Origin of the sequence: Kitasatospora sp. GP30, assembly GCF_029892145.1 — a bacterium.
GTDB classification, from domain to species: Bacteria; Actinomycetota; Actinomycetes; order Streptomycetales; family Streptomycetaceae; genus Kitasatospora; species Kitasatospora acidiphila.
In genome coordinates, this window is sequence record NZ_JARZAH010000010.1 from 52,948 (window position 1) to 71,517 (window position 18,570).

At 72.4% G+C, this 18,570-nt stretch carries 21 protein-coding genes and 1 pseudogene; 4 read left to right on the forward strand and 18 right to left on the reverse strand.

The features are described from left to right. Window positions 1-35 precede the first annotated feature (35 nt). Entirely contained in the window at window positions 36-1,283 is a 1,248-nt protein-coding gene (locus P3T35_RS17290; RefSeq protein WP_101380509.1) for an MFS transporter, read from the forward strand. Window positions 1,284-1,316: 33 nt separating this feature from the next. Here the strand turns inward: P3T35_RS17290 and P3T35_RS17295 are convergent, their stop codons facing one another. The 13 genes and pseudogenes from P3T35_RS17295 to P3T35_RS17355 form a co-directional block, all read right to left on the reverse strand. After that, entirely contained in the window at window positions 1,317-2,033 is a 717-nt protein-coding gene (locus P3T35_RS17295; RefSeq protein WP_101380510.1) for an ABC transporter permease subunit, read from the reverse strand. 120 nt (window positions 2,034-2,153) lie between these two features. Further along, complete coding sequence (locus tag P3T35_RS17300) at window positions 2,154-3,071, reverse strand: ABC transporter ATP-binding protein (protein ID WP_101380511.1); 918 nt, start codon at window positions 3,069-3,071, stop codon at window positions 2,154-2,156. A gap of 9 nt (window positions 3,072-3,080) precedes the next feature. Then, the gene (locus tag P3T35_RS17305; RefSeq protein ID WP_280706608.1) at window positions 3,081-4,019 is read right to left on the reverse strand and encodes an ABC transporter permease; all 939 of its coding nucleotides are present in this window, start codon (window positions 4,017-4,019) and stop codon (window positions 3,081-3,083) included. Then, window positions 4,009-4,950, reverse strand: coding sequence for an ABC transporter ATP-binding protein (locus P3T35_RS17310; RefSeq protein ID WP_101380512.1), 942 nt, complete (start codon window positions 4,948-4,950; stop codon window positions 4,009-4,011). The genes P3T35_RS17305 and P3T35_RS17310 overlap by 11 nt, the downstream gene beginning before the upstream one ends. A gap of 160 nt (window positions 4,951-5,110) precedes the next feature. Continuing rightward, on the reverse strand, window positions 5,111-5,974 hold the full coding sequence (locus P3T35_RS17315) for a hypothetical protein (RefSeq protein ID WP_180356460.1): 864 nt from the start codon (window positions 5,972-5,974) through the stop codon (window positions 5,111-5,113). Beyond that, entirely contained in the window at window positions 5,971-6,783 is an 813-nt protein-coding gene (locus P3T35_RS17320; RefSeq protein WP_180356461.1) for a hypothetical protein, read from the reverse strand. The genes P3T35_RS17315 and P3T35_RS17320 overlap by 4 nt, the downstream gene beginning before the upstream one ends. Beyond that, window positions 6,780-7,610 carry a hypothetical protein gene (locus P3T35_RS17325; protein ID WP_143676812.1) on the reverse strand — a complete coding sequence of 277 codons (831 nt, stop codon included), beginning with the start codon at window positions 7,608-7,610 and terminating at the stop codon, window positions 6,780-6,782. The genes P3T35_RS17320 and P3T35_RS17325 overlap by 4 nt, the downstream gene beginning before the upstream one ends. Window positions 7,611-7,614: 4 nt before the next feature. After that, the gene (locus tag P3T35_RS17330) at window positions 7,615-8,403 is read right to left on the reverse strand and encodes a hypothetical protein (RefSeq protein WP_101380515.1); all 789 of its coding nucleotides are present in this window, start codon (window positions 8,401-8,403) and stop codon (window positions 7,615-7,617) included. 88 nt (window positions 8,404-8,491) lie between these two features. Next, on the reverse strand, window positions 8,492-8,803 hold the full coding sequence (locus tag P3T35_RS17335) for a hypothetical protein (protein WP_101380516.1): 312 nt from the start codon (window positions 8,801-8,803) through the stop codon (window positions 8,492-8,494). 5 nt (window positions 8,804-8,808) lie between these two features. Beyond that, window positions 8,809-9,699 carry an LLM class flavin-dependent oxidoreductase gene (locus P3T35_RS17340; protein ID WP_101380517.1) on the reverse strand — a complete coding sequence of 297 codons (891 nt, stop codon included), beginning with the start codon at window positions 9,697-9,699 and terminating at the stop codon, window positions 8,809-8,811. Between the two features lie 57 nt (window positions 9,700-9,756). Further along, entirely contained in the window at window positions 9,757-10,608 is an 852-nt protein-coding gene (locus P3T35_RS17345; protein WP_280706614.1) for an NADP-dependent oxidoreductase, read from the reverse strand. Window positions 10,609-10,618: 10 nt separating this feature from the next. Continuing rightward, the gene (locus tag P3T35_RS17350; RefSeq protein ID WP_180356462.1) at window positions 10,619-11,227 is read right to left on the reverse strand and encodes a Crp/Fnr family transcriptional regulator; all 609 of its coding nucleotides are present in this window, start codon (window positions 11,225-11,227) and stop codon (window positions 10,619-10,621) included. Window positions 11,228-11,346: 119 nt separating this feature from the next. Next, window positions 11,347-11,586, reverse strand: a pseudogene (locus P3T35_RS17355) (LLM class flavin-dependent oxidoreductase); the annotation flags it as partial. Between the two features lie 570 nt (window positions 11,587-12,156). Between P3T35_RS17355 and P3T35_RS17360 the strand changes: the two are divergent. Then, on the forward strand, window positions 12,157-13,077 hold the full coding sequence (locus tag P3T35_RS17360; RefSeq protein ID WP_101380520.1) for an MBL fold metallo-hydrolase: 921 nt from the start codon (window positions 12,157-12,159) through the stop codon (window positions 13,075-13,077). Between the two features lie 9 nt (window positions 13,078-13,086). Further along, complete coding sequence (locus tag P3T35_RS17365) at window positions 13,087-13,551, forward strand: helix-turn-helix domain-containing protein (protein WP_101385034.1); 465 nt, start codon at window positions 13,087-13,089, stop codon at window positions 13,549-13,551. Here the strand turns inward: P3T35_RS17365 and P3T35_RS17370 are convergent. The 4 genes from P3T35_RS17370 to P3T35_RS17385 all read right to left on the reverse strand — a co-directional run bounded on the left by P3T35_RS17370 (window position 13,522) and on the right by P3T35_RS17385 (window position 16,558). Beyond that, complete coding sequence (locus P3T35_RS17370) at window positions 13,522-14,025, reverse strand: hypothetical protein (RefSeq protein ID WP_101380521.1); 504 nt, start codon at window positions 14,023-14,025, stop codon at window positions 13,522-13,524. The two genes, P3T35_RS17365 and P3T35_RS17370, sit on opposite strands and share 30 nt — an antisense overlap. Before the next feature lie 5 nt (window positions 14,026-14,030). After that, the gene (locus P3T35_RS17375) at window positions 14,031-15,245 is read right to left on the reverse strand and encodes an MAB_1171c family putative transporter (protein WP_101380522.1); all 1,215 of its coding nucleotides are present in this window, start codon (window positions 15,243-15,245) and stop codon (window positions 14,031-14,033) included. Then, a complete protein-coding gene (locus P3T35_RS17380; RefSeq protein WP_101380523.1) occupies window positions 15,245-15,811 on the reverse strand; it encodes a hypothetical protein in 567 nt (188 codons plus the stop codon). Before P3T35_RS17380 ends, P3T35_RS17375 begins: the two co-directional genes overlap by 1 nt. Before the next feature lie 222 nt (window positions 15,812-16,033). Then, window positions 16,034-16,558 (reverse strand): helix-turn-helix transcriptional regulator, encoded by a 525-nt coding sequence (locus tag P3T35_RS17385; RefSeq protein WP_101380524.1) that lies wholly within the window; start codon window positions 16,556-16,558, stop codon window positions 16,034-16,036. 306 nt (window positions 16,559-16,864) lie between these two features. On the opposite strand from P3T35_RS17385, the gene P3T35_RS17390 reads away from it, so the two are divergent. Then, on the forward strand, window positions 16,865-17,698 hold the full coding sequence (locus tag P3T35_RS17390; protein WP_101380525.1) for an HAD family hydrolase: 834 nt from the start codon (window positions 16,865-16,867) through the stop codon (window positions 17,696-17,698). Window positions 17,699-17,727: 29 nt separating this feature from the next. On the opposite strand, the gene P3T35_RS17395 is transcribed toward P3T35_RS17390, so the two are convergent. Next, entirely contained in the window at window positions 17,728-18,549 is an 822-nt protein-coding gene (locus P3T35_RS17395; RefSeq protein WP_101380526.1) for a phosphate ABC transporter ATP-binding protein, read from the reverse strand. Between the last annotated feature and the right edge of the window lie 21 nt (window positions 18,550-18,570).

The window sequence follows — 18,570 nt, forward strand, 5'->3', positions numbered from 1 at the left end:
TTTTCCCACAGCACATTCCGTAAGAGAGCCGCACCATGTCCGTCACCCGGACTCAGCAACCGCTGAGCACCTCGGTCGTTCCGGTCCGAACCAAGCTTGCCCACCCCGCTCTGCTGCTGATCGGCATCATGCTGGTCTCGCTGAACATGCGGTCCTGCCTGGCGGCGGTCTCCCCCATGGTGGGCGAGATCCAGCGCACCTTCGGCCTGTCGACCACCGTCAGCGGTCTGATCACCACCGTGCCGGTGCTCTTCCAGGGCGTCGGCGCGCCGCTCACCCCGCGGCTGACCCGGCGGTTCGGCACCGAGCGGGTGGTGCTCGGGGCCGTGCTGACGCTGGGCGCCGGGGTGCTGCTGCGGGTGCTGCCGTCGGTGGCCGCGCTCTACGCGGGCTGCGTGGTGATCGGGGTGGCCATCGCGGTGCTGAACGTGTCGATGCCCGGCCTGATCAAGCGGGAGTTCTCGCACAAGGCGGCGACGATGACCGGGGCCTACTCGACCGCCATGCTGGTCGGCGCCACCCTGGCGGCCGGCAGCTCGGTGCCGCTGGAGCACGCGCTCGGCGGCGGCTGGCGGGCCTCGCTCAGCGTCTGGTCGGTGCTGGCGCTGATCGCGGCGGCCGCCTGGCTGCCCCAGGTGCTGCGGGCGCGTCAGCTCGCGCCGGCCGCCACCCCGGCCCAGGCCCAGGCCCAGGCCGCGCCGGCCAAGCCGATCGCGGGCCTGTGGCGGCTGCCGCTGGCCTGGCAGATCAGCCTCTTCATGGGCATCTCCTCGCTGATGGTCTACGTCCTGGTCGCCTGGATGCCGACGATCCTGGCCGACCACGGGATGGGCCGTAACGAGTCCGGCCTGGTGTTCGCCTTCTCCAACCTGGTGCAGGTGCTCGGCGCCTTCCTGGTGCCGCTGCTGGCCGGCCGGATGACCCGGCAGCGGGCGCTGGCGCTGGTGATGGCCGCACTCAACGCCGCGGGCATCGCGCTGCTGCTGGTCGCGCCGGTCTCCGGCGCCTGGGTCGCCGCGGCGGTGCTGGGCGTCGCCCAGGGCGGCTCTTTCGGCCTCGGCCTGGCCTTCATCGTGCTGCGCACCGGCTCCGCCGCCGGGGCGGCCCAGCTGGGCGGGATGTCGCAGGCGATCGGCTATCTGATCGCGGCGATCGGCCCGGTCGGCGCCGGCGCGCTGCACCAGCTGACCGGCAGCTGGACGGCCGTGCTGGTGGTGCTACTGGTGCTGGCCGGCGTGGTCGGGGTGGCCGGCTGGGGTGCGGGACACGACCGCACCCTCTGATCCCCCTCGCGGGGCTGCCGCTGGAGCGGGACCTCAGTCCTCGCCCGCCAGGGTCAGTCCCGCCAGCCGGACCGCCGCCAGCGCCGTGCCCGCCACGATGACCACCAGCAGCAACGGGACGGCGGCGGCCAGGGCGACATCGGCGCTGATCGCCCCCGGCCGGGCGACCGCCTTGCCCAGCGCCAGGCCCCACTGCTGGATGCTCAGCGTCCTGGCCCCCGTCACGAAGTTGCCGATCACGCTCTCCCAGACCAGCGCATAGGCCAGGCCCACCACCACGGCGTTGCGGGTGACCACGCCGAGCAGCAGGAAGAGCGCGCTGTAGGCGGCCGAGGCCACCAGGGCGCCGGTGAAGTAGCCGAGCGCCACACCGTCCTGGCCCCCGACCATGACCAGCCCGGCCAGCAGGATCGGCAGCGCGCCGCACAGCCAGCTGGTCACCCAGGCGACCGCGAGCTTGCTGGTGACGATCTGCCAGCGGGGCAGCGGCTTGGCCAGCAGGTAGACGATCGAGCCGTCGTCGATCTCGGTCGCGATCACCCCGGTGCCGACCACCAGGCTGAGGATCGGGACCAGGGTGCCCAGGGCCAGCGTGCCGAGCACGGTGCGGGTCAGATCGGGCCGGTCGGCGGTGTGGGCGGAGGCGAGCGCCGCGAGCACCAGCAGCAGCGCCGGGACGACCAGCAGCACGACGCCCCGGCGCCGGCCGAGCAGACCACGGACGGTCAGCCGGACCACGGTCAGGTTCACGGGTTCAGCCCTTCTTCGGCGGAGGTGCGCTGGTCCGCCGTCAGGCGGGGACCAGGTGGGTCAGGCGGGGACCAGGTGGGTCAGGCGGGGACCAGGTGGGTCAGGCGGAGATCAGGTGGGTCAGGCGGAGACGAGGTAGGAGAAGACGCTCTCCAGCGACTCGTCCGCGGGTGAGACGGTGTAGAGGGTGATCCCCGCCTCCCGCGCGACCCTGGGCAGCAGGGTGGTGAAGCCCCGGAAGTCGATCGCCTGGATGCGCAGCGCCCGCTCCCCGGCGTCCAGTTCGATGCCGGCCGTGGAGCCGTCGGCGATCAGCGCGGCGGCCAGCCGGCGGTCGTCGCTGGACCGCACCAGATAGCGGTGCGGCCGGTCGGTCATCAGCCGGCGGATCCGCCGGAAGTCCCCGGAGGCCGCGTGCCGCCCGGCCACCACCACCTCGATGTGCCGGGCCAGTTGCTCCACCTCCTCCAGGATGTGCGAGGAGAAGAGCACCGTGCGGCCCTCGGCGCCGAAGCCGCGCAGCAACTCCATCAACTGCAGCCGCTGGCGCGGGTCCATGCCGTTGAACGGCTCGTCGAGCAGCAGCACCGCCGGGTCGTGCACCAGCGCGGACGCCATCTTGACCCGCTGCTTCATGCCCTTGGAGTAGGTGCCGGTGCGGCGGCCCTGCGCGTGCTCCATCTCCACCAGCGCCAGCGCCCGGCGGGCCGCCGCGCCCGGGTCGGGCAGGCCGTGCAGTTCGGCGTTGGCCAGCACGAACTCCCAGCCGGTCAGGTAGTCGTACATCGACTCGCGTTCCGGCACCAGCCCGATCTGTCGGTAGACCTGCTGGTTGCGCCAGATCGGCGCGCCGTCCAGCGTGACGGTCCCGGCTGACGGGCCGAGGAAGCCGCTCATCAGGTGGATCAGCGTCGACTTGCCGGCCCCGTTCGGGCCGAGCAGGCCGGTCACCCCGGGCCCGATCGCCATCGAGACGTCGTTGACGGCGACCACGTTGCCGAACCAGCGGGAGACCTTCTCCAGCGCGATGACAGCCATGACGTTCCCTCAGATCTTCCGGTAGCGGCGCATCAGCAGCAACTGGGCGCCGACCACGATGACCAGCAGCTCGATCGCGAAGACCACCGCGCCCAGGCCGCCCGGCGTGCCGTCGCCGCCGCCCAGCCCGCAGAGCTGGTTGACCAGCCGGCTCACCAGGGAGGCCGGCGACAGCAGGAAGGCCCACTTGGCCGAGTCCGTGGGGTCGGCGTGCAGCCCGCCGCTCAGCCCGGAGACGATCTCCGCCACGATCGCCGAGACCGCCAGCACGCCCATGATGGCGGCCACCCCGAAGCCGCGGCGGGGCGTGGCGGCCGCGATCACCAGGCCGATCGCCGAGAACACCAGCGAGTAGAGCAGCGCGGCCAGCAGCCCGTAGCCGAAGTGCTCGGTGTTCGGCACCAGATCCATCCCGGCCAGCAGGGCGCCGACGTAGAGCAGCAGCAGCGGGAGCACGGTGACGATCAGCAGCGCGCACACCATCGCGCCGCTGCGGGCCCGCACGTAGTCGGCGCGGGTGATCGGACGGGAGAAGTACAGCGGCACGGTGGCGAACCGCAGGTCCCGGGAGAGCAGCACCGGCGCCTGGGCCGCGGTGAAGATCTCCGCGAAGATCAGGCCGACCCCGTTGAGGTACCGCGGGTAGTCGGTGGCCAGGTGGGTGGCCTTGGTGGCGATCGCGATGCCCACCACCATGGTGGCCGGCAGCACCATCGCGGCCAGCATCAGCATCGGCAGCACCTTGGACTTCGCCGACCGGCCGAGCCCGAAGGCGGCCCGCAGGCCCTGCACGAAGAGCGCACGGGTGGCGTAGCCGCGGCCGAGGCGGCGGCCCTGGTAGCCGCGGTAGCCGATGTCATGGATCACGCCGTCGGGGGCGGCCGGGCGGGCACTCGTCGCGGGGTTCACCGGCTCAGTGGTCGCGGGGTTCACCGGCTCAGTGGTCATCGACGGCCTCCCGGGCGAAGAGCTCGGCGACATGGTGGCGCCGCTGTTCCAACCGGACCAGTCCCAGGCCCAGTTCGGCCACGATGTCGCGGATCAGGTCATACGTCTGCTCCCCGGCGAGCTCGACCAGCAGGACATGCCCGCCGTCCGTGCCGACGGTCAGTCCGGCCGCCACCAGCCGCTCCCGCACGGCGACTTCCGGTTCCGGCGAACCGTCATCCGGCTCGGTCACCTCGACCGCCAGCAGCTGCGTGGCCTCGGTGAACCGGGCGGTGGCCGAGGAGCGGAGCAGCCGGCCGCCGTCGATCACCACCAGGTGGTCGCAGGTCCGCTCCAACTCCCCCAGCAGGTGGGTGGTGACCAGCACCGAGATGCCGAACTCCCGGTACACGCGCCGGATCAGGCCCAGCATCTCGTCCCGGCCGGCCGGGTCGAGGCCGTTGGTCGGCTCGTCCAGCAGCACCAACTGCGGGTCGTGGACCAGCGCCTGGGCGAGCTTCACGCGCTGCCGCATGCCGGTGGAGTAGCCGCCGATCGGGCGGTAGCGCTCCTCGTACAGGCCGACATGGCGCAGCACGTCGGCCGTCCGCTCGCGGGCCGCCGAGGCCGGCAGCCCGGACATCCGGGCCATGTGCACCACGAACTCGGTGGCGGACACGTCCGGCGGCAGGCAGTCGTGCTCGGGCATGTAGCCGACGCGCTCGCGGATCGCCGACCCCTGGGTGGCGACGTCCAGGCCGAGCACCCGGCCGCTGCCCGAGGTGGCCGGGGCGAGGCCGAGCAGGATCTTGATCAGGGTGGACTTCCCCGCGCCGTTGGCTCCGACCAGCCCCACCACGCCCGGGCCCACCTCCACGGTGAGCTGATCGAGCGCGGTGACGGCGGGGAACCGCTTGGTGAGGGCGTCCGTTGCGATGACAGGCGTGGACACACCTCCAAGTTAGCGCTCACTACGCCCCGTTGGGATTCGACCACAGGCCTGCGCTGCCGTCGTCCTACGGGATGACTTGCGGCTGCCACCCCCTAGGGGTGACGCGAAACGTCGGCGATTTCGACGTCTGGTGCTGGTGTTTCGGTGAGTTGACTGATGATCAGTTGAGCAGATCGGCCTGCAGGGTCAGCACCTGCCGGAACGCCTGGTGCGGCACGCCGTGGGGGTTGGTCAGTAGGACGGTGGCCACCACGTCGCCCGCGGTGAGGTAGGCGGCCTCGCCGGGGCTGGTGGGGCTGGTGGGGCTGGTGGGTGGGGTGATGCGGATGGTGGCGTGCTGGCCCGCTTGCAGGGTCGCGTCGTCGTCGCCGGGGACCGCCTGCGGGACGGCCTTGAGGCTGCCCCGCTGCACCAGGGCCTCGGCGAACGCGCCACCCTCGTCGGAGGAGCCGAAGCGGAGCAGCCAGATCTCGGTCCGGGTGCCGTCCTTGGCGGTCCACGACGCGGTGGCGGCGCTCCGGCAGGCGTTGGTCGCCAGCACCACCGGCAGGTGGGCGCCGTCCTCGTGCAGCTTGGCGTAGTCCGCACAGTCGGCCGCCGCCGCGGGTGCCGCGCCCGGCGCCTCCTGCGGGGCCGGCAGCACCAGGGCCGGCAGCGCCGCGTAGTGCCGGTGGCCGGAGCCGGGGGCCGACGGGGCCGGCTTGCCGGACGGGAGTTGGGGCAGGGTCAGCGGGGCGAAGGTGTAGCGGCCGTCGTTGGCGGTGGCCAGGCCGGGCAGCCGGCCACGGGCGGGCGCGGCGACGGCGAAGGCGGCGGCCGTCGCACCGGCGGCGAGCGCGAGGGCGAACGCCGTCCAGCGGACCACGGTGGCGGCACGCGGCTTTGGGCGCTGGGGCTGCTCGGGGGGCTGGGGCTGCTCGGGGGGCTGGGGGTGCCCGGGGTGCCCGGTTTGCTCGGGGTGCTCGGTCTGCTCGGTCTGCTCGGTCTGCTCGGGGTGCTCGGTCTGCTCGGGGTGCTCGGTCATGCGGTTGCTCCGGGGATGGCCAGCCGCTCCAGCTGCTGACGGAAGATGGACACGGCCTCGCTCTTCGGCAGCGGCGCGACCCCCTCGACGTGCATGGTCACCAGCATGTCGCCGACGCCGGCCGTGCAGTCCAACTCGTCGATCGGGTTGCTCGGCCGCAGCGGCGGCAGGAAGCAGGCCGCCTGCTGGTGACCGGGAACGGCCGGCCCTTGCCGGAACAGACCCGAGTCGGACCCCATCGCGGCGTCGAAGGCGTTCGCCGCCTCCACCGCCTGCTTGTCGAACCGGTCGAGCCAGACCGTCGCCACCAGGGCTCCGTCCGACGACCGGTAGCTGCGCACCCCGGCCGTCCGGTGGCCCTGCGCCTGCAGCGCCGCCTTGACCTTGTCGCGCTGGTCCTTGGGTAGCTCGGCCACCCGGTCGTCCAGGTAGCCGTCGATCTGATCCTTGGTCAGCTCGGTGTCGTCCCCGTACACCCCGTCGTCCGGCCCGAGCGCGAACCCGGTCGGCACCGGGAGGAGCAGGTCGCGCATCGCCCCGAAATGGGTGCCGTCGGACTGCGCGCCGTAGGAGGGCCGCGCCGCCCCCGGGGACGGCGCGGCGGCCGGGGTGTGCGCGGCGGGGGTGGCACTGGTCTGCCGGTACTGCGACTTGATGATGCCGACCCCGATCCCCACCCCGAGCAGCACCGCGGCGGCGACCGCCGCGCCGGCGCGAAGCGCACGGCGCTTCCCGCTCGGGGTGGGGGACTCGCCCGGGTTCCCGGCGGACTCCTCCCCGACCTCGCCGGGCATCCCCGCATCGCTCATGCCAGCCGCTCCCACTGCTGCTTGGCCAGGTCGCGGAGCACGTCCGCGCTGACCTGGGTGGTGCCGAACGCCGTCACGCTGACCACCACGTCACCCCGCCGCGTCACGGCGCTGCCGGGGTAGTAGGTCTCGGTCGAATCCGCGTACGTCTCCTGCGTGTTGGAGGCCCAGTAGGCGCCCTCCATCCCGTCCGGCATGTCGGTGGCCCCGGCGACCTTCGACTGCCGCATGGCCGCGACCGCCGCGCCGGCCTGGTCCGGCTGGTACTGGATCAGCTCGATCCGGTATTTGACGCCGTCCTTCTGGAAGGTGGTCACGGCGGCCCTGCGCAGACCGGAGCCGACCAGCTTTTCGAAGTACCGCGCCGAGTCGGCGTGCCACCGGGCCATCTCCCCGGCGGTCTCCCAGTCGCTGGAGGCGGCGAACCCGCTGTCCCAGTCCTGGGCGCCGTCCGGCTTGGGCAGCAGCAGCTTGCGCAGGTCGCCGTCGATGGCGAGCGGCTTCGGGGACGCGGCGGCCGCGGCCGTCGGGTCCAGCGCGCCGGGCTGGTAGGCGGGCAGCTCGGCCGACTGCAGTGACGGCAGCGGGGTGGCCGAACGGCCGGCCTGGACCGCGTAGCCGATCCCGCCACCGACCAGCGGCCCGAGCAGCAGCGCGCCGACCACCAGCAGCACCGTGCGGGAGCTCCGCACCGGCGGCCGCGGCGTCGCGACGGCGGCGGGCTCCCCGGGCTCGGCGGCCTCGGCGGGCCCGACGGGCTCGGCGGCCTCAGCGGCCTCAGCGGCCTCGGCCGCCTCAGCGGACTCCAGGCTCCGATCGGGCTCCACGGGCTCAGCCTCCATGGGACAGCCTGTCGCGCTGACGCTTCATCGCATCGGCCAGCAGCCCCTGGTCCGGGTCGCCCTTCACGTCCACGGTGACCTCGTACTCGACGTCGCCCACCGTGGAGACGCCGACCAGACGGCCGGTGAAGGCCTGCTGCTCGGGCTTGAAGACGTAGGCCTTGGCCGTGCTGTCACCAGGCACGTCGATCGGACTGCCGCCAGCGAACGAGGCGCCGTTGGCGAAGCCCTGGGCGCTGCCCTGCGTGGCGAACCGCATCAGCCGGCTCTCGACCTCCGCCTTCCCGTCGGCGGTGCGGTACCGACGGGACACCGCCTCCTGGTAGCCGTAGGAGTCGAGGACGCTCTTGATGCCCGTCGACTGGGCGTACTGGGCGGCCAGGTCGTCGACGGTCAGCGCCGTGCCGTCCGGGGAGCCGTAGGGCTCCGCGCCGTCCGGGACGGGCAGCAGGAAGTACCGCAGGTCACCGCCGTGCGTGCCGCCGTCCGCCGTGCCGTGCAGCGTGCTGCCGGGCTCCGGGGCGAGGGTGATGCTCGGCAGCGGCACCGGCGTCGGGCCGGTGCTCGGCGCCGCCCCCGTACCCGGCCCGGTGGTGGCGGCGACGGCCGCCCGATGCGGGTGATCGGGCCTGCCCACGGCGACCGTCACCGTTGCGCTGGCCGCGGTGACGGCGAGCAGGCCGAGCGTGGCCAGCGTGACGGTGACCCCGCGCGGCACCCGGCGCGGATCGGCCTCGGCACCCCCGGCCGCCGCGACACCTTCGTCAGGCGTGGACAAGGAACTCCCCCCGGAGTGGACCATCGGTCATCAGGAAGTATGAAAGACGTCCGGTCCGACAACCAATTCGACAGTGCCGGCGCTCGGCCTACGGTTCGGTGTCCCGCACGTCCGTGATGAACATCCGCCCCGGTGCACGGATGATCGCGAACGGCCCACACCTGGTAGCCGGGCAGGTCGGCACCGGGGGCCAGCCGGCCGGTGCGGTCTCCTCAAGTACCGGGCAGGGGCGCGGATTGCGCTCGGCGAACAGCCGGAACTCGGCCGCCCAGTCCCGGGGCACGACGAGCAGGTTGGCCTTGCGCGTACCCGAGCGCCACGCCCGCCGTCGGCACCGCGAGCCCGTCGCGAACGCCCGCCGTGCCTCCTCGGGCGACCGGCCGGCCCGATCCGCACCCATCCGCCTCACCTCTCCAGTTGGGCGAGCCCTTCGGTGGCGATCCGCTCGAACACGGCCAGGTCGTTCGCGAAGATCGAGTCCGGCACCGGCCAGTGGATCACCACCTCGGTGATACCCAGCTCGCGGTACCGTCCGGCCCAGTCCACGAAGGCGTCCAGTGAATCCAGCGGCTTCTCCGCCGTCGAACCCTGGAGCAGCACCTTCTCCAGCTCGCCGACGTCCCGCCCGGCCGCCTCGCAGGCCGCCGTCAGCTTCTCCAGTTGCTTGGCGATCACCTCGGGCGCCTGCTCCACCGGCACGTCCGCCGGTCCGCGCGGGTCGCCGTACGTCACCCAGCCCTGACCGTACTCGGCCGCCAGCCGCAGCCCCTTGGGCCCGGTCGCCGCCACATAGAACGGCACCCGCGGCCGCTGCACGCAGCCGGGGATGTTCCGCGCCTCGACCGCCGAGTAGTACGTGCCCTGCTCGGTGGTGGCATCCTGCCGCAGCAGCTTGTCCAGCAGCGGCAGGAACTCCCCGAACCGCGCCGCCCGCTCCTTGGGCGACCACGCCTCCTGCCCCATCGCCGTCGCATCGAACCCGACCCCGCCGGCCCCGATCCCCAGCGTCAACCGCCCACCGGACACATCGTCAACCGTCACCACCTCCTTGGCCAACGTCACCGGATGCCGAAAGTTCGGCGAGGTCACCAGGGTGCCCAAACGCATACTCTCCGTAGCCATCGCTGCGGCGGTGAGCGTGGGGACGGCTCCGAACCAGGGCTGGTCGCGGAACGACCGCCAGGAGAGGTGGTCATAGGTGTACGCGGCGTGGAAGCCGAGCTCCTCGGCCCGCCGCCAGATCTTCTGCCCTTCGGCCCACCGGTGGATGGGGAGGATCACGGTACTCAGTCGCATGCCGTCGACCCTACGACCGTTTCCCGGCACGGGCGTCCACCAGCGTGCCGGGGCGGGTCAGGGGATCAGCACCAGCTTTCCCCGGAGGCGGCCGGCTGTCAGCCGGGCGTGGGCCTGCGGGGCGGACGACAGGGGCAGGCGCTGCGCCACCCTGGTGCGCAGGTCACCGACTTCCGCCAGCTTGGAGATCTCGGCCAGCCGGAGGCCGTCGGGTTCGACGAGCACCAGGACGGGGCTGATCCCCCGGGCCGGTGCGAACGGCCCGCCGGGGACCCAGAACTCCGGGACGACCGTGGCGTACCGGCCACCGTCCCGGACAGCAGCGAAGGCCGCGGTGGCGGCGGTGCCGCCGACCACGTCGAGCGCCGCGTCCACCGGGCCGGCGGGCCTGACCTCGATCCCGGCCCGGGTGGCGAGTTGAACGGCGAAGCCGCCGACCGCACCGTGCGGGCCGTTGACCAGCAGTGTCTGACCGGCGGCCAGGTCGAGTTCGGCCAGGGCCCGGAGTGCCGTCAGCCCGGCAAGCGGCAGGCTCGCCGCGTGGGCCGGGTCGAGGCCGGCCGGCGCGGGGGCGAGGTACTCCGCGGGAAGGCTGACGAACTCCGCGTAGCTGCCCGCCTGGGTGCGGGAGTGGGCGGTGACGGCGATCACCGGTGTCCCCAGCGGCCATCCCGGGGCACTCACCGCGACCGTGCCCGCCACGTCGTAGCCTGGCACCAGTGGAAAGCGCACGGGCTCGCGCCAGCGGTACCGGCCGTCGCGCATGCCGATGTCCGCCGGATTCACCGCCGCTGCGGCGATCTGTATGAGCACTTCGCCGGGAGCCGGCTCGGGAGTCGGGAGGGTGATCTGCCGCAGGTTCTCCGCGGGGCCGAACCGGTAGACCGCCATGGCTCGCATCGTTGACATGGAGGACAGGCTAGGAACCGGGCGGGGCCGCGTCGTTAACCCGGATCAACCGTGAGCGCAGCCTGCTCAGGGCCACTGGAGTGATGCCGATGTACGCGGCGATCTGCCGCTGTGTCAGGCGTCCTGCCATCGCGGGGTAGGTGGCCACGAAGTTCCGGTAGCGGGTGGCCGCGTCGTCCATCAGGAGCTCGCGCTGGCGGCGCAGCTGTTGAACGTACAGCGCCTCGGTGAGCCGTGCGCTGAGCTGCCGCCAGTAGGCGTGGCTCTCGCACAGTTCCCGGAACGCCCTGTGGGGCGCGATCAGCAGCTCGCAGGCCTCCAGCGTCTCGATCGACATCGTGGCGGGTTCCGCTGTCCGCACGGCGCTGTGGGCGCAGACCAGGTGACCCTCGTCCCGGAAGCCGTACGTGCGCTCCTGACCGTCCGACCCCGTGAAGTAGAGCCGGACCAGCCCGCGATGGACGAACGCCACATGCCGTGGTGGTTCGCCCGCGCGTGCGAGCAGTTCGCCTCTGGGCCGTGAGGCAGGATGGAAGAGCAGTCGCACCTGCTCCGCCTCCCCCGCCGGGACGTCCTCCCACTGCGCCAGGAACCGAAACAGCCGTTCGTAGCCGTCCACTCTGCCGATCTCCTCCCCTGTCCTTCTGAAGCTCCCAGCAACGAACAGCTGTTGGAGCTTCCCCGGTACGGCCCGTCCTGCGGCACGCGGCTGCCACCGCACGGTCTCCGCGGTCAGGCGGTGATGGGTGAACGAGGCTTGACCGACGTCACCAGGGTCCCGAGCCGGATCCGCTCAGTCGCCGCCGCAGCCGCCGTCAGCGTCGGAACCGCCCCGAACCACGGCTCGTCCCGGAACGACCGCCAGGACAGGTGGTCGTAGGTGTACGCGGCGTGGAAGCCGAGCTCATCGGCCCGCCGCCAGATCTTCTGCCCCTCGGCCCACCGGTGGATGGGGAGGATCACCGTGCTCAGTCGCATGGACTCGACCCTACGGGAGCTTCGGCGCAGTGCCGCCGTGCTCTCGGATCAGGTTCTGAAAGCCGCGTCGTCACCGCCTGGACGAGGCATCGACGACAACAAACAACGGGTGCTCTCCGTCCTCGCCTCTCAGCCGCCGAACGCGCACGCACGCCGCCAGGCTCGGCCCGGCAGATCGAGGACTGACGGGCGACGGCTGCCCGCTTCGTGCACAAGCGGTGCCGTTACGCCGCGATGACATCCCGCCGTCGGCGCGGCGCTCGCGGTGCCGGCCGGCGCTTCTCCGGCTTGCCGTGGTGCACCGGAGCGGGCGCGCTCGAGGCGGCGGCGGACGGCGACGTGGCGACCAGACTCCCCGGTGGACGACTCCCGCGCCTCGCGGCTGATGTTCCGCCTCGCGCTCTCCGCCAAGGCACCGGTCTCGGCGGCGTAGTTGTCACCACAGGCCCAGGCCGTGGGACGCACTTGCAAGTGCGTACTTCCCTACGGATCGTCACTCTCCAATAGTCAGTGCTGAGGGGCACGGCCCCCGGCCGTGCCCGAACGGAACAGCCTGTCGAGGAGAGAACCATGGTCAAGCCCGCGCTCCGCGCTCAGATCGCCATTGGTGAGACGACGGTGACCTATCTGCCGGATGGGGAGGGGTGGCTCAATCCGGCTGCGTTCTTTCCTTCCAGCGTGCCGGACGGCTGGGCGACGCACTCGGAGTTCCTGGACGAGCGTGGCTGGTTTCCGGTCAGCATCGGGTCGTTCCTGGTTCGGGCCGGCGGGCGGGTGGTCCTGGTCGATCTCGGGCTGGGGGCCGTTGACTTCGTGATTCCCGGTGTGGCGTCCTTCAAGGCCGGTGCGATGCTGGAGAGCCTGGCCGGAGAGGGGCTGACGCCCGCCGAGGTGGACACTGTTGTCTACACCCACCTGCACCACGACCACGTCGGGTGGACCAGCGACGTGGCGCCCGCACCTGGGTTCCCCGAGGGCTGCGAGGTCGGCGGGCTGACGTTCCGCGCGGCCCGGCACCTGGTGAGCGAGGCGGAGTGGCGGCACTGGGAGGGCCGCGGGGCGTTTCCCGGACCGGATGCGAAGGCCGTGCAGGAGCCGCTGGGGGGCGTGATCGGCTTCGTCACGGACGGCGAGGAGATCGCCCCCGGCGTACGGATCCTGTCCACGCCCGGGCACACGCCGGGCCACAGCAGCTTGGTTGTCACGGATCCGGCCGGTGCGGACGACCGGCGCCTGATCGTCCTCGGCGACATCATGCACTGCCAGGTGCAGGTCACCCAGGACCACTGGACCTGTGTGTTCGACGACGACCCGGAGCAGGGCCTGCGCACCCGGGCCCGGCTCCTCAAGGAGTTGGAGGACGGAAGCACGATCCTGGCCGGGGGCCACTTCGCGGGGCACGTCTTCGGCCGTGTCGTCCCTCCCGCGCTGCGGCGGGCGTGGGCCGGCGGACCGGCCGCCGTCGGAGCAGGCCTGACGGTCGTTCAGTAGCGTATGGGCATGCCCGCTCCCCACACCCGCCGCCCTCGCCCGGGAACTCCCGGCCGGGTCCTGGCCCGGCTGCCGGACGGCAAGCCGGCCGACACGTACAGCGCGCCCTGTCCGTCCCGTTCGGCCCTGGACCGGATCGCCGACAAGTGGACCGCCCTGATCGTCGGCGCCCTGGCGGACGGCACGCTGCGCTTCAGCGAACTGCGCGAGGCCATCGACGGCATCAGCGAGAAGATGCTCACGCAGACCTTGCGGAGCCTGGAGCGCGACGGGCTTGTCAGCCGCACCGTCCACCCGACCGTGCCGCCCAAGGTCGAGTACCAACTCACCGAACTGGGGCGGACGTTGGAGGCCCCTCTTGGCGCGATCCGGGACTGGGCGGAGCGGTACATCAACGAGGTGAACGCGGCCCGGGCCGACTATGAGCGCCGGGTGGCGGACGGCTCAGACCAGCTCCCCGTCCCGCCAGCGTGAGAAGGGCGGAAGTGCTGCTATTCGGGGATCGGCTGCCACCAGGCCGGAGGCAAGGGTGCGGCAGAACTCCCTGACCATCAGCTCGAGTTGTGTGCGGTCGATGAACTCGGTGGCAGGGGACGGCTGCCAGGATGTTCGCGAGACGCAGGTGATGCGGGCCTGATGCTGGGACCAGGCGAACTTCAGTGTGCGTTCGACGCCTTGGGAGTAGAGGTCGATCTCGACCGGTCGGCCGGTTCGCAGGCCGGCGATGAGGTCGGGGAGTTGCTCGGCGAAGGTGGACATGTCGTACGAGACGTCGAACTTCCAGTCCGGGTGGCCGAATCCGCCGATGTCGAAGCGGTAGCCGGCCAGGGCCAGCGCCTTGCTGGCGCAGATGGCCAGGTACCAGTAGTCCTCTTCGTCCTCCAACGGCTCGGCGACAGACGGTTCTGCGGCTTCGGCCGGCGGGGTCAGCGCGAAGTGGAAGGCCATGGCGGTCAGCGGGCCACCGCAACACCGCGGCCGGCCGCGGCACCTCGGGCGAACTCCACGGCGGTCGGAGAGGCGTAGGCGGCGGCGAGGCTGCGGAGGCGGTCGGTCTCGGTGGCGAAGTCCAGCTCCTCGCAGCCGGCGGCCTGGGCGGGCGCGGTGGGGATCAGCGGAACGTGGCCGGCGCGGCGGAGGGCGGCGGCCGCGCGGAGCCAGCAGGCCTCGGCGAGGGCGGACTGCTCGGGCCCCGCCGCCACGGCCACGATGGCGGCCTGGAATCGCATCTCGGGGTCCGCGTGGCCGGCCAGGACCAGCGCGGCGTCCCGGATCTCGATGGCCAGCCGGTGCAGCCGCAGCCGGGGGCCGCGCCCGAGTCGCTCGGTGAGCACCACCTCGGGTACCGCCGCGGTGAGTTCCCGCCAGAGCGGCACCAGGCGCCGCGCCGTGCACCAGTCCCGCAGGCCGCGCAGCGCCACCCCGACGGCCGGGATGACGCTGCCCAGCAGCATGAGCGCGATCGAGACCCAGTCGATCCGCAGGACCCAGCACTCGTCGAGGAACATCGGCCGGCCGACCGCCTCCAGCGCGATCTGGCAGATCCGCAGCGCCGAGTAGGCGACGCCGGTGGCGGTGCCCAGGGCGAGCACCAGCAGCCCGGCCCGCAGCGAGCGGGTGGCGGCCCCGCGGACGTGGCTGCCGAACAGCCAGCTGCCGACACCCATGGACGCGCCGATGAAGCCGGCGATGATCAGCACGTACAGGGCGGCCGCGGTCGAGGCGGGGTAGGCCTGGTAGAAGTCCGCCACCTCGGTGGGGCGGTGCAGGGTGAAGAAGGTGGCGACCAGGCCGAGTTGGGCGGCCGGCAGCACGGCCAGCCGGACGCGGCGCCAGCGGGCGGCGAGGTCGGGCCGGGCCGTCTGGGCGCAGAAGGTCAGCCCGGCCGAGCTGGCGACCAGGTCGAGTTGGTGCTTGAGCAGCATCGCCAGGTTGTGCACGCCGCTGGTGGTGTCGATCCAGGCGGCGGGCCACGGCAGCCCGAGGGCGAGCAGCCCGGTGGTGGCGGCGAACGCGGTCCACAGCGGGCGGTGGCGGGGCGAGCGGATCGCGGCGGGCAGGCGCCAGAGGGTGACCAGCCCCACCAGCACGACGATCAGCAGCTTGTACGGGGAGTACGCGGCGCCGGCCAGGTCGGGCCCGAGGTGCTGCGGTACGGCGGGGTGCATCACTGCCGCCGGACCGGGTGGCCGAAGGCGGCGTCCAGTCGGTCCAGCACCTCGGTGGACTCGCTGGACCGCCGGCCCGCGCCGGCCCGGGTGGCGCGCTCCAGCAGCAGGGTGGCCAGTGCCTCGGCGTCGGCCTCCTGGCGGTCCGTGTAGCCGTTGCGGGCCAGCAGGGCGAGCACCCGGTCGGTGGCGAGGCCGAGCTCCTGGTCGGCGGCCGTGACCAGCGATTCCTCGACGGCAGCTCGGGCCGCCGCCGGCGCGGTCCCGCCGGCGGCCGGGGCCCCGTGGTCGAGCAGCATGTGGGAGATCTCGTGGAGCACGATCTGGGTCTTCAGGATGGGTGCCGCACCGGCCTCGTAGAAGACCAGGTCGACCGCGGGCAGGCTGATCCACAGCCCGCACGGGAGATCCTGACCGGCGGCGTTCTCCAGCGGCACCAGTCGCAGCGGGCGGCCGCGCTGCCGGGCGATCGAGTCGCAGAACCGTTCAAGCTGGAAGGGTTTGGGCACCTCGATCCGGTTGACCAGCTCGGCGAACCGGGAGCGCGGCTGTCTGCGCCATCTCATGGCCGGCCTGCCCTCTCCGCACCCGGAATGATCGAAGCGTCAGCATAAGCGTTCGGTGCTGTGCCGGTCACGTGCGGCTGCGGCCCTCCAAGTGAAAAGTCATGGTCGATTCGTATGCGGTCGCCTTCACCAACGGAGGCCGCCTTCACCAACGGAGGCCGCCTTCACCAACCGAGGCTGCCCTCACCCATGGCAGGCGCCGTCACCGATCGGCGGCCGAACTCAGGAGGCCTTCTTGGTCCGCCCCACCTCGGGCAGCCCCTCGACCGCCCGCACCTGGTCGACGATCGCCCGCAGGCCCTTGAGCGCCCGCGGCGACAGCCCGGCCAGCCGGAACGCCACGGCCCGGATGTCGCTGTCCGCCAGCACGTCGGCCAGCTCGTCCCGCCGCGGAGCGGCGGCGGCCCGCCGGACCGGCCGGCTCTCGGCGGCCTCCTTGAGCTCCCGCAGCCGCACATCGACCCGGTCGGCCACCGTGTCGTCCAGGAAGTAGGCGGCCGGCACCCCGAAGAAGGCGGCGATCGCCTCCAGCGTCTTGACCGTGGGGTTGGTCTTGGCACCGGTGCGGATCTGCTGCAGGGTGCCGTGCGAGACGGTGGGCCCGCCCGGACCGGCCTGCTCCCGGATCGCCTGGGCCACCTCGTGGTAGCTGAACGGGCCGCGGCCGGCGGGATGGATCACCTGGAACAGGTGGTCCAGCTTCTCGGCCAGGGAGCGGGGGGCCGGGGTCTGCTCAGCCGACGGCATCGTTGCTCCCTTGTCCGATCGAACCCGTCCGATTGGACCGGGTGCGTCCAGTATCTACTGAAGTAGACGCAGAAATCGAGGAGATCCTGCGTTTTCTCAGCCCATCCTCAGCTCATCTTGACTCGAACCCCATCTGTAACACGGTTGACAGCCCGGGGAGGGTTCAGCGTATGTTCAACCGTGAGCCGTCCAACAAAATAGACGGCTCGCCGGACGGCGCACGGTCACACGGGGGTTGACCGCGCGCCGTCACTTCTTTCCCCACGGCCAAGGCCGGTCCCCGCGGGCACCTGGGAGGATGGACGGGTGACCCAGCCAGCCCCGCGCCCCCGCCCCCGCCTGATCGCCACCGACCTCGACGGCACCCTGCTCTGCCAGGGCGGCACCGTCTCGGCCCGCACCGCGGCCGCGCTGGCGGACGCCGAGCGGGCCGGCCTGCAGGTGGTCTTCGTGACCGGCCGCCCGCCGCGCTGGATGCGGCTGCTGGGCACGCACATCGGCGGCCACGGCGTGGCGATCTGCTCCAACGGCGGCGCGATCGTCGACGTCCGCGGGGAGCGGCTGCTGGAGAGCTTCCCGCTCACCCCGGACGCGGCCGGCCAGGTGGTAGAGCGGCTGCGCGCCGCGCTGCCGGGCACCGCCTTCGCCTTCGAGTACCCGGCCGGCTTCTCCCGCGAGCCCGAGTACCAGGTGGCCATGTGGGGCGACGACGAGCCGCACCTGGTCGCCCCCGCCGAGCAGCTGATCGCCGCCGAAGCCCGGGACAGCTACAAGATCCTCGCCAAGCACCCCGAGCTGACCCCGGACGACTTCCTGGCCAGGGCCCGGGCGGCGGTCGGCCCGCTGGCCGAGATCACCCGGTCCAGCCCGATAGCCCTGCTGGAGATCAGCGCCGCCGGGGTCACCAAGGCCAGCACCCTGGCCCGCTGGTGCGCCGAGCAGGGCATCGACCGCACCGGGGTGGTCGCCTTCGGCGACATGCCCAACGACCTGGAGATGCTGGCCTGGGCCGGCGAGTCCTACGCGGTCGCCAACGCCCACCCGGAAGTGCTCGCCGCGGTCGCCCGGCACACCGTCAGCAACCAGGACGACGGCGTCGCCCTGGTCATCGAGCAGATCGTCAACTCCATATCCGGCTGAGCGGCATCAGCCGGCCCAGCTGAGCGGCTTCAGCCGAACCGCCCGTTCACGTAGTCGGCGGTCCGCGGGTCGACCGGATCGCTGAAGAGCCGCTCGGTCGGCCCGGCCTCGACGATCCGGCCCGGCGTGTCATGGCTCGCCAGGAAGAACGCGCAGGACTGCGAAACCCGCTGCGCCTGCTGCATGTTGTGGGTGACGATGACGATGGTCAGCTGCCCCCGCAGCTCGGCGATGGTCTCCTCGACCCGTCGGGTGGAGGTCGGGTCCAGCGCCGAACAGGGCTCGTCCATCAGCAGGATGTCCGGCCCCACTGCCAACGACCGTGCGATGCACAGGCGCTGCTGCTGACCGCCGGAGAGCGCACCGCCCGGGGTGGAGAGCCGGCCGCTCACCTCGTTCCACAGCCCGGCCTGCCGCAGACTGTCCTCGATCAGCTGGTCCCGGTGCTCCCGGCCCACCTTGATCCCGGCCAGCTTGAGCCCGCTGGCCACGTTGTCGGCGATCGACATGGCGGGGAACGGGTTGGGCCGCTGGAAGACCATGCCGATCCGCCGCCGCACCTCGGCCGGCCGGCGTCCGTGCCGGTAGATGTCCTCGCCGTCGAGCAGGACCTCGCCGGCCAGCGCCGCACCGCGCACCATCTCGTGCATCCGGTTGAGGATCCGCAGGAAGGTGGACTTGCCGCAGCCGGACGGCCCGATCAGCGCGGTGACCTCGCCGGCCGGCATGGCGAGCGAGACCCGCTCCAGCACCTTGTGCGAGCCGAACCAGGCGGAGACGGACCGGCTCTCCAGGCCGGACAGCCGGCCCGGCTCGGCCGTGGCACTGGGCTGGGGAACGGTGGTGGTCATCGGACGAGTCCTTTCTGACGC

Excerpts from the sequence above, each read along its gene's own strand:
- P3T35_RS17290 (WP_101380509.1), top strand. The coding sequence starts at position 36 with ATGTCCGTCACCCGGACTCAGCAACCGCTGAGCACCTCGGTCGTTCCG.
- P3T35_RS17300 (WP_101380511.1), bottom strand. The coding sequence starts at position 3,071 with ATGGCTGTCATCGCGCTGGAGAAGGTCTCCCGCTGGTTCGGCAACGTG.
- P3T35_RS17305 (WP_280706608.1), bottom strand. The coding sequence starts at position 4,019 with ATGACCACTGAGCCGGTGAACCCCGCGACCACTGAGCCGGTGAACCCC.
- P3T35_RS17315 (WP_180356460.1), bottom strand. The coding sequence starts at position 5,974 with ATGACCGAGCACCCCGAGCAGACCGAGCACCCCGAGCAGACCGAGCAG.
- P3T35_RS17320 (WP_180356461.1), bottom strand. The coding sequence starts at position 6,783 with ATGAGCGATGCGGGGATGCCCGGCGAGGTCGGGGAGGAGTCCGCCGGG.
- P3T35_RS17335 (WP_101380516.1), bottom strand. The coding sequence starts at position 8,803 with ATGGGTGCGGATCGGGCCGGCCGGTCGCCCGAGGAGGCACGGCGGGCG.
- P3T35_RS17340 (WP_101380517.1), bottom strand. The coding sequence starts at position 9,699 with ATGCGACTGAGTACCGTGATCCTCCCCATCCACCGGTGGGCCGAAGGG.
- P3T35_RS17345 (WP_280706614.1), bottom strand. The coding sequence starts at position 10,608 with ATGTCAACGATGCGAGCCATGGCGGTCTACCGGTTCGGCCCCGCGGAG.
- P3T35_RS17360 (WP_101380520.1), top strand. The coding sequence starts at position 12,157 with ATGGTCAAGCCCGCGCTCCGCGCTCAGATCGCCATTGGTGAGACGACG.
- P3T35_RS17365 (WP_101385034.1), top strand. The coding sequence starts at position 13,087 with ATGCCCGCTCCCCACACCCGCCGCCCTCGCCCGGGAACTCCCGGCCGG.
- P3T35_RS17370 (WP_101380521.1), bottom strand. The coding sequence starts at position 14,025 with ATGGCCTTCCACTTCGCGCTGACCCCGCCGGCCGAAGCCGCAGAACCG.
- P3T35_RS17375 (WP_101380522.1), bottom strand. The coding sequence starts at position 15,245 with ATGCACCCCGCCGTACCGCAGCACCTCGGGCCCGACCTGGCCGGCGCC.
- P3T35_RS17380 (WP_101380523.1), bottom strand. The coding sequence starts at position 15,811 with ATGAGATGGCGCAGACAGCCGCGCTCCCGGTTCGCCGAGCTGGTCAAC.
- P3T35_RS17385 (WP_101380524.1), bottom strand. The coding sequence starts at position 16,558 with ATGCCGTCGGCTGAGCAGACCCCGGCCCCCCGCTCCCTGGCCGAGAAG.
- P3T35_RS17395 (WP_101380526.1), bottom strand. The coding sequence starts at position 18,549 with ATGACCACCACCGTTCCCCAGCCCAGTGCCACGGCCGAGCCGGGCCGG.